The organism is Rhodococcus sp. B50, assembly GCF_013602415.1.
Classification (GTDB): Bacteria; Actinomycetota; Actinomycetes; order Mycobacteriales; family Mycobacteriaceae; genus Rhodococcus.
On record NZ_WPAG02000002.1, the window covers coordinates 1,236,526 to 1,252,012 of the forward strand.

At 63.5% G+C, this 15,487-nt stretch carries 14 protein-coding genes; all 14 read right to left on the minus strand.

Going from position 1 to position 15,487, the window contains the following annotated elements:
- The 14 genes from GON09_RS06055 to GON09_RS06120 all read right to left on the minus strand — a co-directional run bounded on the left by GON09_RS06055 (position 1) and on the right by GON09_RS06120 (position 15,013).
- Positions 1-435 (minus strand): nitroreductase family deazaflavin-dependent oxidoreductase, encoded by a 435-nt coding sequence (locus GON09_RS06055; RefSeq protein ID WP_213931028.1) that lies wholly within the window; start codon positions 433-435, stop codon positions 1-3.
- Positions 428-1,699, minus strand: coding sequence for a cytochrome P450 (locus GON09_RS06060; RefSeq protein ID WP_213931029.1), 1,272 nt, complete (start codon positions 1,697-1,699; stop codon positions 428-430). The genes GON09_RS06055 and GON09_RS06060 overlap by 8 nt, the downstream gene beginning before the upstream one ends.
- The gene (locus GON09_RS06065; protein ID WP_213931030.1) at positions 1,696-2,475 is read right to left on the minus strand and encodes an SDR family NAD(P)-dependent oxidoreductase; all 780 of its coding nucleotides are present in this window, start codon (positions 2,473-2,475) and stop codon (positions 1,696-1,698) included. Before GON09_RS06065 ends, GON09_RS06060 begins: the two co-directional genes overlap by 4 nt.
- Positions 2,476-2,520: 45 nt before the next feature.
- Positions 2,521-3,744, minus strand: a complete 1,224-nt coding sequence (locus GON09_RS06070) for an amidohydrolase family protein (protein WP_060653453.1) — start codon at positions 3,742-3,744, stop codon at positions 2,521-2,523.
- Positions 3,741-5,210, minus strand: a complete 1,470-nt coding sequence (locus GON09_RS06075) for an aldehyde dehydrogenase family protein (RefSeq protein ID WP_213931031.1) — start codon at positions 5,208-5,210, stop codon at positions 3,741-3,743. Before GON09_RS06075 ends, GON09_RS06070 begins: the two co-directional genes overlap by 4 nt.
- A gap of 68 nt (positions 5,211-5,278) precedes the next feature.
- On the minus strand, positions 5,279-6,481 hold the full coding sequence (locus tag GON09_RS06080) for a thiolase family protein (RefSeq protein WP_213931032.1): 1,203 nt from the start codon (positions 6,479-6,481) through the stop codon (positions 5,279-5,281).
- Positions 6,478-6,897 carry a Zn-ribbon domain-containing OB-fold protein gene (locus GON09_RS06085; protein ID WP_213931033.1) on the minus strand — a complete coding sequence of 140 codons (420 nt, stop codon included), beginning with the start codon at positions 6,895-6,897 and terminating at the stop codon, positions 6,478-6,480. Before GON09_RS06085 ends, GON09_RS06080 begins: the two co-directional genes overlap by 4 nt.
- Positions 6,894-8,123 carry a CaiB/BaiF CoA transferase family protein gene (locus GON09_RS06090; protein ID WP_213931034.1) on the minus strand — a complete coding sequence of 410 codons (1,230 nt, stop codon included), beginning with the start codon at positions 8,121-8,123 and terminating at the stop codon, positions 6,894-6,896. Before GON09_RS06090 ends, GON09_RS06085 begins: the two co-directional genes overlap by 4 nt.
- A complete protein-coding gene (locus GON09_RS06095) occupies positions 8,116-8,388 on the minus strand; it encodes a ferredoxin (protein WP_213931035.1) in 273 nt (90 codons plus the stop codon). Before GON09_RS06095 ends, GON09_RS06090 begins: the two co-directional genes overlap by 8 nt.
- Positions 8,381-9,916 (minus strand): AMP-binding protein, encoded by a 1,536-nt coding sequence (locus GON09_RS06100; protein WP_213934312.1) that lies wholly within the window; start codon positions 9,914-9,916, stop codon positions 8,381-8,383. The genes GON09_RS06095 and GON09_RS06100 overlap by 8 nt, the downstream gene beginning before the upstream one ends.
- A gap of 417 nt (positions 9,917-10,333) precedes the next feature.
- A complete protein-coding gene (locus tag GON09_RS06105; RefSeq protein WP_244865405.1) occupies positions 10,334-10,750 on the minus strand; it encodes a hypothetical protein in 417 nt (138 codons plus the stop codon).
- Positions 10,751-10,825: 75 nt separating this feature from the next.
- On the minus strand, positions 10,826-11,905 hold the full coding sequence (locus GON09_RS06110) for a phosphotransferase family protein (RefSeq protein ID WP_213931036.1): 1,080 nt from the start codon (positions 11,903-11,905) through the stop codon (positions 10,826-10,828).
- 1,031 nt (positions 11,906-12,936) lie between these two features.
- Positions 12,937-13,500, minus strand: coding sequence for a TetR/AcrR family transcriptional regulator (locus tag GON09_RS06115; protein ID WP_213931037.1), 564 nt, complete (start codon positions 13,498-13,500; stop codon positions 12,937-12,939).
- A complete protein-coding gene (locus GON09_RS06120; RefSeq protein ID WP_213931038.1) occupies positions 13,487-15,013 on the minus strand; it encodes an MFS transporter in 1,527 nt (508 codons plus the stop codon). The genes GON09_RS06115 and GON09_RS06120 overlap by 14 nt, the downstream gene beginning before the upstream one ends.
- Positions 15,014-15,487 lie beyond the last annotated feature (474 nt).

Sequence of the window (15,487 nt, forward strand, 5' to 3'; positions counted from 1 at the left end):
TCATGTCGGCGTGAGCACCACGACGGGGATATCCCTATCGGTGCGCGCCTGGTAGGTGTCGTAGTTGGGCCACGTGTCCGTCACGATCTTCCAGAGTCGAGGCTTTTCTGCCTTCGAGGCGGTCCTTGCGACGACCTGCATCTTCCGGTCCTTGACCTGCACCTCCGCGTGCGGGTTCTCCTGCAGGTTGACATACCACAGCGGATGCTTCGGGGCGCCTCCCTTCGAGGCGACCACCAGCAAATCCTCACCGTCGCGCGCGAAGATCAGAGCTGACGTCAATCGCCGTCCGGAACGCCGACCTGTCACGGTGAGGAGCAGTATCGGTACACCATTCCAGAGATAGCCGACTTCCCCTCCGGTCTGTTGGTAGACCCGGACGTGTTCGTCACCTCTGAGCGAAAGATCCGGTGAAGCATAGTTTTTCTCAGACATCGCTATCTCGTTCCGTATCGAAGAGCACGGGTATGGCGGTGGCGCCTCGTTCGTACATTCCGACGATCCGGGGCTGCTCGGCTGCAGGGTCGAGGCGCAGGCCGGGAAGCCGATCCAGCAGTGCGTTGATACCCACCGTCATCTCGCCACGCGCCACGTGCATGCCGAGGCACGTGTGGACACCTTGGCCGAACGCCAATGTGGACCTTGTGGGGCGGGTGATGTCGTACTCCTCGGGACGCTCCCATCTTTCCGGATCGCGATTTGCCGCACCCACGCACAGATGTATGACCGAGCCCTTCGGAATCTCCTGACCGTAGAAGTCGATGTCTTCGGTGACCCAACGGGAGAACATCGGATCGGTGGGCATCCATCGCAAAGTTTCTTCGATGGCAGCGCGCAGTAACTGTCGATCGTTGCGCACCGCCTCCAGGACCTCCGGACGTTGCAGCAGTGCGGTGAGGGTGGTGCCCATCTGCTTCCATGTGGTGCCCGACCCCGCAGCGAGAAGGAGTAGCGAAAAGGTATAGATCTCCGCATCGGAGAGTCGTTGGGCAGCACCGTCCGCATCCGGGAGTTCTGCCTGTACCAGGACGCTGATCAGGTCGTCCTGTGGTTCTTCGCGCCGCGCAGCAACGATCGGCATAAGGATCTCGACGATCTTCTGGTGGTCGCGTGTCAACGCGGCGCGGATATCGAGGGCCTGATCCATCGGGACACCGAAACTGCCCGTGATAGTGAGCACCGGAATGGCAGCACAGAAGTCGACGTTGAGTTCGGCGCTCCCGTCGCCGACGAAGCCGTCGATGAGCAGGTGGACGGTTTCCTCGATCCAGTTACGGATCCACCACTCGGCGTTCGACGGAAGGAACGACGGTTGTACGAGACCGCGATATCGTCGATGCTGCACGCCACCCATCGACAACATGCTGTTGTGTCCGAGTGAACCCTTCTCCGGATCGACATCGACTGCCTCGGGGGACGAGGCGAACACCTTCGGATTTCGAAAGGCTTCGTTGCATGCTTCGAAGCTGAATGCCGAGAAGTGAGGCCGGTCCGGAAACGGAAGCCCCTGAAAGTAAAGTTGATCCGAGATTCCCGTGAGTTCGTGCACGGTCCCCCGATGCACCGGCCGCTCGCTGCGGAGCCGACGCCAGATCGGATACGGGTCCTCGCCATAGAGGCCTCCGGTGAGCTCGTTGTACGAACCTCGAAGATCGAACAGTTCCCGCATTCGGTGGCGGTCGAGTGAAGTGGTCGTCATCGTGCTACGTATCCTCCGTCGACGGGCATGGCCACGCCCGTGATGTTGTGTGCCCGGTCGGACGCGAGGAACAAGATCGCCTCCGCGCAGTCCTCAGCGGTAACGGCGCGGCCCAGTGGATGTTGTGCCGCCACCGTGGTCTCGACACGTGCGCTCAGCGCGGGATCCATGCCGCCGGCGGCCATGAAACCGGTCGCGGGCATCCCTGCGGGGCAGATGGCGTTGACCCGGATGTCGTGAGGTGCGCCTTCGATCGCCAACGCGCGTGTCAACTGCAGTACCGCGCCTTTGGTCGCTCCGTAGAGCGATCCGCCCCAGGCAACGATGCCCGCGACCGATGCGGTGTTCACGATCGTGCCGCCGGTACCTTGTTTTTTGAAGCGCAGCACCGCGTGCTTGCACCCGAAGAAGACACCACCGAGATTCACCGACACCAACCGGTTGAAGTCGTCCAGCGTGTGATCTTCGAGCAGCGCACCGAGCCGCGGTGTCGGGATGCCGACGTTGTTGACAAGCACGTCGAGCCGACCGTACTGCTCGACGGCGGCCGCGACCATGGCCTCGACCTGGTCCTCGCGAGAGACGTCGACACCCATCGCGATGGCGTTGCCCCCGGCACTCTCGATGAGGCGAACGGTCGCCTTCGCCTCATCGACATCGATGTCCGCACAGACCACTCGCGCACCGTCGCCGGCGAAACGTACGGCCGTCGCCCGTCCCACCCCGGAAGCGGCACCTGTGACGATCACACTCTTGTCTACGAACAGCCCGCTCATACAGAACTCCGTTCTATTGCGAAGAACTCGCACATGGCGACATGGTCAGACATGGGGCAGCACCGGCGGCTCGGCCGGGGTGAAGCGGTACAGTCGCTCGGCGTTGCCTCGCAGAATCTTGTACTGGACTTCGGGTGAGAGGTGGTCGATCTGCTTCTTGACTGCCGAGATGCAGTTGGGCCACGTCGAATCCGAGTGCGGGTAGTCGGTTTCGCACATGATGTTGTCCTCACCGATCTCGTCGATACTCGCGATCCCGTGATGGTCCTCGATGAAGCATCCGAAGATGTGCTTGCGGAACACCTCGCGCACGTTGAGCGCGCCCAAGTCGGTGTCCATACCTGCATGTCCGGTGAAATTGGCTCCCCGCTGCACCCAGTACCGCTGCTTGTCGAGCACTTGTTCGGCCCGCTCGAGGAAGTACGGGATCCACCCGATCTCCCCTTCGGACAAGGCGATCTTGAGGTTGGGGAAACGTTGGAACACGCTGCTGAACAGCCACGTCAGCATCGCACCCGAAGTGCGGGTCGCACCCCAGGACAGGTTCGCCATGAACGGGGCGTCCGCGGAGATCCGGGGCACCGTGGACGACGAGCCGACGTGCATCGAGACGACCATCTCGAGGTCGTTGGCTGCGGCGAACACCGGGTCCCAGTAGCGGTCCTTGTCATGGATGGTCGGCAGTCCGAGAGGCTCGGGATTCTCTGAGAAGCAGAAAGAAGTCACGCCCTTCTCCGCGCAGCGTTCCATCTCCTTGGCCGCGAGTTTCGGATCCCATAGCGGAATCAGCATCAACGGGATGAAACGTCCCGGTGCCGCGCCGGCCCATTCCTCGATGTGCCAATCGTTGTACGCCTGCAGGCACGTGAACCCGAACTCGCGGTCGCTCGCTTCCATGAAGAGCTGACCACAGAATCGGGTGATGGTCGGAAACGACAGCGACGCAAGGATTCCTGCGCGGTTCATATCCTCGACGCGTTCCAGCGCGTCGTAGCAACCCGGACGCATGTCGCTGTAGTTCAGCGGTTCGGGGCTGAACTCCTCTTTGGATTTGCCTGCCACGGCGCTCAGGCCGCTACTCGGGAACTTCTTGCCGTCGTAGACCCAGACGTCCATCCCCGTCTTGTCATCCTTGATCATGTGGGGGGCGCGGTCCCGATCTTTTTTCGGTACTCGGTCGACCCAGAGGTTCGGGGGCTCGAGGATGTGATCGTCCACCGAGATCAGCCAATCCAGGTTGTACTCGGTGGTGTTCGTCTCGTTGCTCATTTCGGCAGTTCTCCTATCGACATGTGCTTGACTTCCTGGAATTCGCGGATGCCCTCCGGACCCCGTTCGCGACCGAGCCCGCTCTGCTTGTAACCGCCGCTCGGCGCATATGCGCTGAATACGGTGGTGTTGACGTTGACGGCGCCGGCGCGCACGCGCCGGGCAACGGCCAGTGCTGCTGCCGCATCGCGGCTGTATACCTGGCCGGACAGCCCGTAGATGCTGTCGTTGGCGATTCTCACCGCGTCGTCGATGTCTCGGTAGCCGATCACACTGATCACCGGCCCGAAGATTTCCTCCTGTGCAGCTGGGTTCGTGTTGTCGGGGAGATCCAGCACAGTGGGCTCGAAGTAGTAGCCTCGATCGAAATGCTCCGGGCGCCGACCGCCTGCCCTGACCTTGGCGCCGTGCTCCTCGGCGAGCTGTACGAACTGTTCGCACTTGGAGCGTTGCGGCGCGCTGATCACGGGTCCGATCAATGTTGACGGGTCGGTGGGTGCACCCACCGGGATCGAGCCGTACGCAGCAGAAACCACTTCGAGTACTTCCTCTTTACGTTCCTGGGGCACCAGCATTCGCGTCGCGGCCACACAGGCCTGGCCCGCGGTGCGCGCCACCACGGCGAGAGCACCCATGCCGACCCGCTCGAGCGCATCGGGCAGGTAGATCTGCGCGGACTTGCCCCCGAGTTCGAGCGAGAGTCGCTTCACTGTCGGGGCCGCTTGCGCAATAATGCTGCGCCCCACGACAGTCGATCCGGTGAAGGACACCATGTCCACCGCCGGATGAGTCGTCAACAGTTGCGCACCCTCCATACCCGCTTCGGCCACCACACTCAGCACGCCGGGGGGAAGGCCGGCCACGTCCGCTGCCTTACCGAAAATCAGCGATGAAATCGGCGTCAGCGGGCTCGGACGCAAGATGACCGAGTTGCCGGCCATCAGCGCAGGAATCAGCTTCTGCAGAGCCATGATCAAAGCGGCGTTGTAAGGCGTGATCGCAGCGACCACCCCTACCGGTTCGTGCCGCCGGATGCTGAGGGCGACCCGCCCTCGCACCAGATCGTCGACCGGAACAGGATTGGCTTCCTCGTGCGGCATCGACAGGTACAAGTCGATTGTCTGCCGCGCGATCGCGATGCCTCCGCGACACTGTGTTTCATCCGCGAACTTGATCGGCTGGCCGGCCTCGGCGACGAGTGTGTCGACCAGTATCTTATGGTTTGCTTCGATGTGGTCGACCAGTGCATGCAGCACTCGAGCACGGTCTCGAGGCGTGCGATCGGCCCATACTCCGTCGTCGAAAGCGCGCCGTGCCGCGACGATGGCGCGCTCGACCTCTACGAGGGGCGTGGCAGTCACATCGGCGACATGGCTTTCGTCGGCCGGGTTTTCGACGCTGATGGGGCTCTCGCCGGTGATCCAGTCTCCGGCCACATAGGTTCGGCGTTCAGATAGGACGTTCAACTCGACTCCTTATCACTGCTAGCAGTAGAACATAATTCTCGTACTTACGAGAGTCACATTCTATTTTTTCAGAACGGGTATGCGGAGTACACGACTGCACCGCCGTAATGAGGCGAGGAATGGCACGCCACGGCGGTCGTGGCGGTCGTGCGTTGACGCAGGCCGGCTCGTCCGGACAGCTGTAGATAGCACTCGAGCATCTGCGGAATGCCGTGCATTCGACCGTTTCCGAGGGCGCCGCCCCCCGACAGGGCAGGTATCGCGCCGGGGAGGTCACTGTCGATACCGCCGGCCTCCACGAAGCGGTGCGCCTCCCCCTGGGGACACAAACCCAGCACTTCGAGCCAGAACCACACGAAAGGAGAGAAACCGTCGTAAACCTGCGGAAGGTCGACCTCGCGCATCGAGATCCCCGAACTTTCCCTCAGTCGGCGAGCCAATAGTGTTCCGCTGTCGAAGATGTCGTCCAAGGGCCAATGCAGCGGAAGTCGCCGACGGGTCGGTGTGCTGCTTGCATAACCGGAGATGTATACGGGCGCGTGCGGGAGGCCCTTCGCGCGGTCCGCGGTGGTGAGGACGAAGGCCGCGACCCCGTCGACGGGGATGTCACAGTCGTAGCGGGATACGGGATCGAACAATTTCGGAGCCGACAGGTATTCCTCGGTATCGAGTGGTCGGTCGTACCAGTACGACCAAGGAATGCGCGCGCCGTTCTTACGAGCTTCGATCACAACCGCGGCCATCGACTCCGGTCGGGCGCCGAAGCGCTGCACGTACTCGTTGTACGGGAGAGCGATCATGGCCAGAGGGCCGAAAAAACCCTGCGGTGCCGTCCATTGCTGTAGACCGTGAGCCTGTTGGAGCGAGTTGCCGTGGTATCTACCGGGAGGATTGTGCAGTGCACGATGCACCACGACGTAGTCGGCAGCTCCACTGACGAGGGCGTTGACTGCCATTGCCACCGAGCCCGTCAGCTGACCGATGCCGTCGAAGCCGGCGACGTACCGAGGGTTGCCGCCGAGTCGCTGCGCCAGCCATGTGGACGAGACGATGCTGACGCCGTCCTCCGGAGTCCGGCCACCTGAACTCGGCAGCAGACTGGAGCTGACGTAACCGTCCACCTGCCCTACTCGAAGTCCTGCGTCCTCGATCGCCGCACGTGCCACCTCGACCGCTACGGCACCGAGGGATCGGTCGGCCGTGCGGTGAATGTCGCTGTGCGCGTACCCCACGATCGCGACCTTGTTGCGTGCTCCGAACCCGTCGCTCATCCGGCAAGCTCGAAGGCCGGGAGGGAGATTTCAGGAGACAAGTCCTCGAAGGCTATGGAAACAGGGGTCCCGACGCGGAGCTCGACGTCGATGCCATCGAGTAACCGGCCGATCATCCGCAGCTCTGTTTGCTCACGGAGTTCGACGTCGACCAGCACGAACGGAAGAATGTCATCGAATCCGGGAAGAAAGGACCGACGAACAATTGTCCACGACCGGACGGTGCCGTGTCCGCTGACCGGAACGAACTCGAACTCGGGGGTGCTCGAACCACAGTTCGGGCACACGCTGTCGGGTGGCAGTGCGAAGCCGTGGCAACGTCGACAACGTGGCAGTGCGAGTACACGTTGGGCCGCCGCCGCCCAGTACGGTTTCGAGTTCGCGTCAGGTAGCGGCAGTGGACGGTGGGCGGTCACGGTATGACGCCTTTCTCGTTGAGCGATCCGATTCGCTCCCAGTCGTAGCCGAGCTCGAGCAGCACCGCCTCCGTGTGTTCGCCGTGTTCCGGAGCGCGACGTAGTGCCGGAGGTTCGTGATTCAACTGGACCGGCACAGTGGGCAGTCGGTAGACGAGTCCGTCGTCGAGTCGAACCTCGCCGATGTATCCGTTGGCTGCCACCTGCGGATCGTCGACCACCTCGTGTACCGACTGGACGGGCGCCCATGGTGCATCAAGCTCGGCGAGTAGGTGTTTCCATTCCTCCAGCGTGTGCTTGGCGAAGACCCCGTCGAGTTCCTCGATGCACGCGGCACTGTTTGCCCTGCGGGCAGCCATGTTCACGAAGCGGGGATCCTCGACGAGGTCCTCACGACCGATGAGGCGGGCGAATGCCGGCCAGTACCGGTCACCTTGGAGAAACATCAGCTGGATGTGCCGACGGTCCCGGGTCATATAGGTCCCGGTGAGGGGATTGACGCCCGGCCCTCGACCGGTCACCGCCGCCACGTCACCACCGTTGAGGGCTGCAAGCAGATCCGACGACAGCATCCACATCGCGGTAGCGAGCAGCGACACGTCGACAGTGGTGCCCATTCCGGTCTTGGCACGTTCGAGGAGGGCGGTTGCGATCCCGAAGGCCAGCGCCATTGCACCGTTGCGGTCGCCCATGGCACCGCGTTGGCTGATCGGATACTCGCGTTCGGTGGGGGTGAGCACGTGACCGACTCCGCCTCGAGCCCAGAATGCCGAGCTGTCGTAACCGGGTTTGTCGGCATCGGGACCGCGGGCACCGAATCCGTGTCCGCGCGCGTAGATCAGGCGCGGGTATCGTTTCCGGACGGTGTCGGCGTCGAGCCCGAGTCGCTCGAGCGCGCTGGGGCGAAGACTGGTGATGAACACGTCGGCAGATTCGAGCAATTGGTGCAGGACCGCCAAGCCTTCCGCGCGCCGCACATCCAGCGCGATCGATCGTTTGCCGCGGTTGGCGAGGGCCATGGAGAGATTGGGTCCACCGCGATCGGTGCCTACCCCCTGGGTTGCGAGTCCACGATACGGATCTCCCTCCGGCGGCTCGATCCGGATGACGTCCGCCCCCCAGTCGGCCAGTAGCGCTGCGGCGACCGGCACGAACACCCACTGGGCGAGTTCGACTACGCGTACTCCCGCGAACGCCTGTTTCTGCGGCGAGTTGTCATCAGTCATCGTGAGAATCCTTTTCCTCCGAATGGCCGGGTGAGGCTGCGCGGACACCGTCCGTGTCACCCGAACGCAAAGCCAGAGTGATTGCTCCCGTGGGGCATGCGGCTACTGCGACCTCGACGTCCGCCGACTTGGTCACGACCGATTGCTGCACGTCGGCCTTGGCATCGTTTCCGATGACGAAGGCGTCGGCGGCGTACGACACGCACACGCCCGATCCCATGCAGATCTCCCGGTCGATATCGACGACATACTCTTCTTCACGCATGCGATGCCTCCTGTTCGATGGACACTCCACTCCGCCGCCCGACCTCCGCGACGTGCTGCCGCACTCGGTGCTTCTGCACCTTTCCGGATGGGGTCCGCGGAAAATCGTCGACTTCGTGCAGTTCCTCCGGCCACTTCTGGCGCGCCACCCCCGCCGCCGCGAAGTGTTGACGAACCTCGTCCAACGACGGCATGGGGTGCCCTGGCTTCAGTCGCAGCACCGCCGCTGCACGCTCACCGAAACGGGGGTCGGGAGCGGCGACGACAGCGGCCTCGACGATGGCAGGCATCGTGAGAAGGGTGTCTTCGACGGCCGCCGCCGCGATGTTCTCGCCACCGCGGATAATGATGTCGGACTTGCGGTCGGTGACGGTGAGATACCCGTCGTCGTCGACGATCCCGATGTCGCCGGTGTGATACCAGCCCTCATCGTCGAAGGCTCGTGCGGTCAAACTCGCATCGGTGTAGCCGACGCAGAGGTCGGGCCCGCGACTGAGAATCTCTCCATCGTCGGTCAGTCGAATCTCGACCCCGAGTCGGGGTCGTCCATCGGTGAGCAAACGCTTGTCCTCGGGTGCGGTGGTGAGCGAGCCCGTGACAGAAGGATGCTCGGTGCTTCCATACGACCGAGTCACGAGGAGACCGAGATCGGTCAGGCGCCGCGTGACGGCTGCCGGCACCGTGGACCCACCCAAGCCGATGGGCCCGAAGTGGCGAAGGTGGTCGGAAGTGAAGTCGGGGTGCTCGAGCAGACTGGTGACGAAATAGGGCGGTCCGCCGCCGATCGCCACCCCATCGGAGTTCATCAGGGCGAGCACTCGGGTGGGATCCCATTCGTCGCACAGATCCGCAGGAGTTCCTTCTACAAGCGGAAAGAGGAACGCGCCCAACATCCCTATGAAGTGGCCCACGGGCAGGGCGGTGAGTTGCCGTCCACGGTCGGGTTCGTAGCCGGACAACAGTTGCCGGGTTTCGAATGCCAGGGTCTGGTGGGTGTGGATGACACCCTTCGGGTCTCGCGTCGTCCCGGAGGTATATGCGATCAGAGCCGGGGCCGCCGGATCGACTTCGAGCACGCCCGGCATCGGCTCCGCAGCGAACAGGTCGTCGAAGTCCCTGTCGACCACGCCGACGATCGGCACGTGCGCGCTCGGCTCCGGGGTGTACGCCATCCGTCCGAATCGCTCGGCGGTGATGAACACGCGTGGTCGGGCGTTGTCGAGGATGAAGCCCAGTTCTTTGGGACCATAGAAGTGGACGATGGGGACCGTGACTGCGCCGAGCAGCGCCGACGCCCAGAAGGTTGCTGCTGCCTCCATCCAGTTGGGCAGCTGGAACGCGATCACGTCGCCGGGTCCGACACCTCGCGCGCGCAGCCCGGCGGCGAGCCGACGGGCGACGACCTCGACATCGGCGAACGTGCCCGAATAGGGCCTGACAACCGAGTGCACATGAAAGCCCTTGTCGGAATGCTTCTCCAGTCCTTCTGCGAGGATCTCGCCGAGTGATTCCCGGCTCCACCACCCCATCGCTTCGTAGTGGCTGGTCAACGCTGCGGGCACATCGCGCACTGCCAGACTCGAGCTATTCGTCACCAAATTCAACGCCTTTCTCGGATGGGAAGACAACGATCGTCGTCTCGGGTGGAGGAAACGGCACCCGAATTGGTGCCCGAAAGTGACTGTTCACGGTAGAACATCATTCTCATGTAGGTTGTCACGATCGCGGTGGCGATTCAAGACCGCATCGCTCGAACCGAGCTATTCGCGTGCGGAGAGTGCGTGCCGCTGTGGTCGAAACAGCAGGGGCACAGTCGGTTCCCGGTATGCAGGACGACCGGCGCGGTTGTGACCGGCGATGTGGAGCAATCATCCGTCGGTGTCGCCCGACGGCGAATGCACACAGTGCTTCATCCTGTTGTCGGCCACGGCACGACGGACAGATCTCTACCCGGCCGGATGTGCGCCTGTCGCTCTGTCGGCCACCCGCTGTATCGCATTCATCAAGTGCTGCAGTGCGTACGCCGGGTTGAATTCGAGGTGACTGGTCTGGTCTCGGTACTTCAGGATGTGCCCGGCCGGAAAGAAGTACACCTCACCGGCGACGGCGGTTTCGTCCTCCTGGTCGGTATCCGGGTAGCAGGCGGTGATCGAGCCGGTAAGCACGTATCCGTAATGGGGACACATGCAGATTCCGCCCGGAAGTCCTGCCGCGCGGTACAACTCCGTGCAGTCGCGCGGTCCGGCGGTCGTGGTGTAGCCGACTTCGAGGTCTCCCCACTGGGTAGAGTAGAAGTGGTCGGTGGCCGAGGGCCAACGACCGCCGCCGGCGTTGGGTAGATCGGCAGGTCTTGCGTGTGGCATGGTGCTTCTCCGGTTTCGACGGTGGGTGCCGGCGCACCCGCTGTGCTCCGTGGGTAGGTCTGTCGGAGCGGTGGGCTAACAGCGGACCGAATACAGTGCGGGGGAAAGCGCATCGTGATCCACGGCAGCTGTACTCAAACGATGGAGCAAAATCTCGATGAGGCGTGGCTCCACCTTGACCGTGATTCCCCATAGATAAAGACCACGCACGATTCCCCGACCGAGCGCGCGCCAAGCCGCGTCTGCTGTCGGAGGTTCGACCCCGTACGAGGCGAGGCAACCGAGGTAGTGCGCGAGAAGATCGCGTTCGGTTCGTCGTCGATCGTCGACGGTCAGTGCAGTAGCGATGTGGGTTCCTACGTCCATGTACCACATGCCACGCTGAACGAGCTGCCAATCGACCAGACTCGGGCGTCGCCGGCCGTCGAGATAGATGTTCCCCACATGCGCATCACCATGGATCACGCACCACTGCGCCGATGAGTGCTCGGCCGCGAGGGCGCCCACCAGGCCTTGATAGGCCTTTACCAGACGAGGTGCATCCCGCAGGTCGTCAGGCACTCGCCGTCCGTTCGGGCCGTGAAAATTCCGGTGAATTCGCGCAGTGATCTCCTCGACCCCGAAGGCGCGAAGCGCCCCGGTCAGGCGCGGCGACAACCATTGCTGCCTTTCCCAGCGTGCGTTGCCCCACGTAGCCGCATGAAGCCGTGCAAATTGTTCGAGGCTCTCCGCGACTTGATCTGGCGTGAAAGAACTTCCGGCATCGAGGAACGTGCCGCCCTGAGCCACGATGTCCTCGGTGATCACCACGCCGTGACGGGTATGTTCATCGAAATCGGCGTACAAGCTCCAGAGCGTTCGAACCTTGATCTGCGAGGCTAGGTCGCGGTAGAAGCAGGCTTCCGGTTCACCGGCGGCGCGGGTTTCCCGGCCCTGCTCGTTGAAATAGCCTTTGACGCAGAGGTGCGGTGACATACCTGGGGGGATGCCTCCGGCGCATTCGATCGTGAAGCGGGCGTTGGTGGACACCCGATCCACGATCGGACCGGGGGCGACTCGCTGCACTTCGATCCCCGGATATCGAGGTTGAAGTGCCGCCGTGAGCCATTGCGGTGACAACGCCTCATCCAGGGTGTCCGGCACGACCGTCGTCATGAGAGGTCCACCTGTCCCGAAGTGCGCGTTGGGACGCCTCCCCGAGCATGCCTCGAGCATCTCCGCCCATATGACCTGGAAGAAGTAGAATGACGTTTCGACATAGTGAGAATGTACTACTGATATGACGAGATTCACACTCTTGTTCGCATCTTTTTGTTCGCACCGCGCGCGGCACAGAAGAACCAAGCGCAGCACACGGTGCCGTTGTCGAAGATCCCGATAGCATCCGGACCCGAGGGACGTGTGCAGTCCCGGCAACACTTTCCGAGTTTCTGAACCGCAAGTTCTCAACGTCGTGCCAGGTGTGATTCTCACGAACTTGTCGAAAATCCTCAGCACTGGTCACTTTCGCGTGAGCGGGAGGGCCGGACGCAGGGGCATGGCGTGGATACCGTCAGCCCACGCGGATGCCGTGGTCCGCGAGGAACTCGCGGGCACGCCCAACCGACCGAACGCACCCTTACCCTCGATCGCCAGGTCAGCCGGTTGACGACCGACACCGCCACCGGTTCGGCCTGCGCCCGGCGCTGCTTCAATGCCCTCGATATGCCGGCCACGCGTGCAGCAACATCGGATGTGGCCGGCTCGGTCTGCGCGGCGGCGGGCTCTGCCCGTCGTCGTCGGCCCACTGGCGCCCGTACTGGTCCGGAATGGTGCCCCAACCCCAATACGGCACAGGGACCTCGGGGCGGATACCCACTACCTCGAGGGGGTCGACCTTGTCACCGCCGATCACACAGCGGTGGGTCCAGCCAGCGCCAAGGTCGAAGGTGAACTGGAACTGCGCCCCGGGCCCCAGCAGTCTTGTATGCACATCTGCTCGGAACACCGGACCACCGATCTCTATTCGTCGACGAACCCGCCGGCCTGCCCGTAGTGATCTGGAGCGCGGATTCATTATCCTGCGCGACAACGGAAACCGTAGCGGCGAAGAGAACGCCCAGAACCTCGCTGCGCGATGAACTCATCGAGCGTGAGCGGCACTCCGGTCACGTCGCTATCAGACGGCAGCGACGAGTCCCCCGGTGTCATTCCACTTCGGTCATTGCCAGCAGTTCCGCTCGCGCCAGCGCCAGGTCCTCATCGGTGAGATAGGGACTCGAACGCGCCACCGCCAGTCCTTCCGCGGCGTGCTGGATGACCAACGCACGCGCATACTCCACACCATCGGCTACAAGGGCGGCTTTCAGGTTCTCGGCGTCGCGTGCATACAGCTCGTCGAGACCGGACACGTTTCCCAGGGCAGCGCTGAGACCGGCCGGATCGAGAACGGTGGCGAGATACTGACTGTCACCGGTCAACGCACGGATATAACCACGCAGCAACTTGCCCGGCCGGTTCTCCGACAGATCGACATGGGCGTGAATCTCGGCCCACATGCGTTCGATGCTGTGCTCGACCACCGCGTAGAGCAGAGCCTCCCGCGTCGGAAAGTGATGCCGCAGTCCTCCCTGGGTCACTCCCGCTGCCTTCGCGATGGCGGCGAGGCTGGCCTTGGAACCGTGTTCGGCGAACATCTGCTCTGCTGCGTCGAGGATCGCCCGGCGGGTGCGTTCCTTGTCCCGAGTAACGATCTGATCAGTGCGCTCCATGAGTCCCCACTGTGGCACCTGTCGGTGACGGGATCACCTTCCAGGCCACCACCGCCGAGACCACGAGGATCGCCGCGGCGATGAAGGAGGTGGTCTGCACTGCGGTGGCGAACGCGGACCGGGCGTGGTCGACCACCACCGGATCGGTGACGGTCTCTGCGGTGACCGCCAGCGAAGCCTGTGCTGCTGCCGCGTCGGCCGGGTCGGTGCCGGGCGGCAGATCCAGATGCGACCGGTACATCGCCAGGTGGATCGAGCCGAGGACCGCGATGCCCAGAGCCACACCGAGTTCGTAGGCGGTCTCGGCGATCGCCGAGGCGGCACCGGCACGCTGCTTCGGCACCGCGGAGACCACCGCATCGGTCGACAGGGTCATCGCCACCGCCGTCCCCAGACCGATCACGACCAGCGCGAGACCGAGCCCCCAATAGGCGGACTGGAAGGTGCTCAGCCCGATCCCGGTCAGACCGATCGCCCCGACCGCCAGACCGAGACCGATCGCGCGGCCGGCACCGAGCCGGGTCGCCAGCACACCGACGAAGACGATCACCAGCATCGAGGCCAGAGTCGTCGGCAGTTCGGCCAGCCCGGCCTGCAACGGTCCGTACCCGCGCACGAGCTGCAGATACTGCGAGAAGAAGTACAGCAATCCCACGAAGGCGAAGATGGCCAAACCGTTGGCGAGCACCGCACCGGAGAACGCCGGCACCCGGAACAGCGTGATGTCGAGCAGCGGATGGGTCAGCCGGAGCTGGCGGCGGACGAAGATCGCACCGGCGATCAGACCGAACAGCGCGAAGACCGGGACACCGGCGTCCCAGCCGCTGCCGACCCAGTGCTTGACGGCATACACCAGCGGGACGATCGCCAGGATCGACAGCAACGACGACCACAGGTCGATGCTCGCCGAGGTATCACCGCGGGATTCGGGGATCAGGACCGGACCGGCGAGCAGGACCAGCACCATGATGGGCAGATTGATCAGGAACACCGAACCCCACCAGAAGTTCTCGAGCAGCACACCACCGACGACCGGGCCGACGGCGGCGCCGGCCATCGCGCCGGTCGACCAGATCGCGATCGCGGTGGTGCGTTGTTTCGCATCGGCGAACATCGCCCGCACGATCGACAACGTCGACGGCATCAGGGTCGCCCCGGCGATGCCGAGCAACGCGCGAGCAGCGATGAGGATTTCGGGGTTCGGCGCGAAGGCCGCGATCGCCGAGGCGACACCGAACGCGGCGGAACCGAGCAGCAGCAGACGCTTGCGGCCGATGCGGTCGGCGACATTGCCCATCGTGATGAGCAACCCCGCCAAGACGAACGAGTAGATGTCCCCGATCCACAACAACTGTGTCGCGCTCGGTGCGATGTCCGCGGTCAGCGACGGAACCGCCAGATACAACACGGTGCCGTCGACGGCGAGCAGCGTCACCACGAGCACCAGCACGGCCAGCGCGGACCATTCCCGGCGCCCGGCGCGCGGCGTGGCGGATTGGGCTTCTTGGTTCACGGCTCACAACATTAACAACTCATTTGAGTTGTTGTACAGTTCAACCGAGTGGCCTGTTGCGCGTCCGATAAGCGTCCCGCATGGGAGGCCGCAGTAGGTGCCGCCGGCCTCGTGCGAGTGGGCGCCGGCCGCTGACCGACTCAGGTCCGGGGTCATGACGTGCGGGACCAGGTTGCCGTACCACCGGCGGTCCGGCCCCGACACATGCCACAGAATCGGTACATTGCCTGCGGCCAGAATTCGACTTCATCGGAGTTCGCGATGAGCACTGCGATGCTCGACGTGGCCTCGATCGAACATGGACCCGTGCACTCGCTGCCCAGTGCTCTGCGTTCCACGTCACACCCGACTCCCCCAGTGTTCACCCGGTGTCCCAATTCCGGTACAGCAGTCTCGTAATTTCACGTCACCTTCGGACGTTCCAATACTCGCGTTCTCGCAACCTCCACGGACGTCACCACGTGAAAGGGACAC

What these genes read in the sequence shown, in the direction of transcription:
- GON09_RS06095 (WP_213931035.1), bottom strand. Translation starts at nt 8,388, where the DNA reads ATGCGTGAAGAAGAGTATGTCGTCGATATCGACCGGGAGATCTGCATG.
- GON09_RS06110 (WP_213931036.1), bottom strand. Translation starts at nt 11,905, where the DNA reads ATGACGACGGTCGTGCCGGACACCCTGGATGAGGCGTTGTCACCGCAA.
- GON09_RS06070 (WP_060653453.1), bottom strand. Translation starts at nt 3,744, where the DNA reads ATGAGCAACGAGACGAACACCACCGAGTACAACCTGGATTGGCTGATC.
- GON09_RS06090 (WP_213931034.1), bottom strand. Translation starts at nt 8,123, where the DNA reads ATGACTGATGACAACTCGCCGCAGAAACAGGCGTTCGCGGGAGTACGC.
- GON09_RS06100 (WP_213934312.1), bottom strand. Translation starts at nt 9,916, where the DNA reads ATGGGGTGGTGGAGCCGGGAATCACTCGGCGAGATCCTCGCAGAAGGA.
- GON09_RS06065 (WP_213931030.1), bottom strand. Translation starts at nt 2,475, where the DNA reads ATGAGCGGGCTGTTCGTAGACAAGAGTGTGATCGTCACAGGTGCCGCT.
- GON09_RS06080 (WP_213931032.1), bottom strand. Translation starts at nt 6,481, where the DNA reads ATGAGCGACGGGTTCGGAGCACGCAACAAGGTCGCGATCGTGGGGTAC.
- GON09_RS06105 (WP_244865405.1), bottom strand. Translation starts at nt 10,750, where the DNA reads ATGCCACACGCAAGACCTGCCGATCTACCCAACGCCGGCGGCGGTCGT.
- GON09_RS06115 (WP_213931037.1), bottom strand. Translation starts at nt 13,500, where the DNA reads ATGGAGCGCACTGATCAGATCGTTACTCGGGACAAGGAACGCACCCGC.
- GON09_RS06060 (WP_213931029.1), bottom strand. Translation starts at nt 1,699, where the DNA reads ATGACGACCACTTCACTCGACCGCCACCGAATGCGGGAACTGTTCGAT.
- GON09_RS06055 (WP_213931028.1), bottom strand. Translation starts at nt 435, where the DNA reads ATGTCTGAGAAAAACTATGCTTCACCGGATCTTTCGCTCAGAGGTGAC.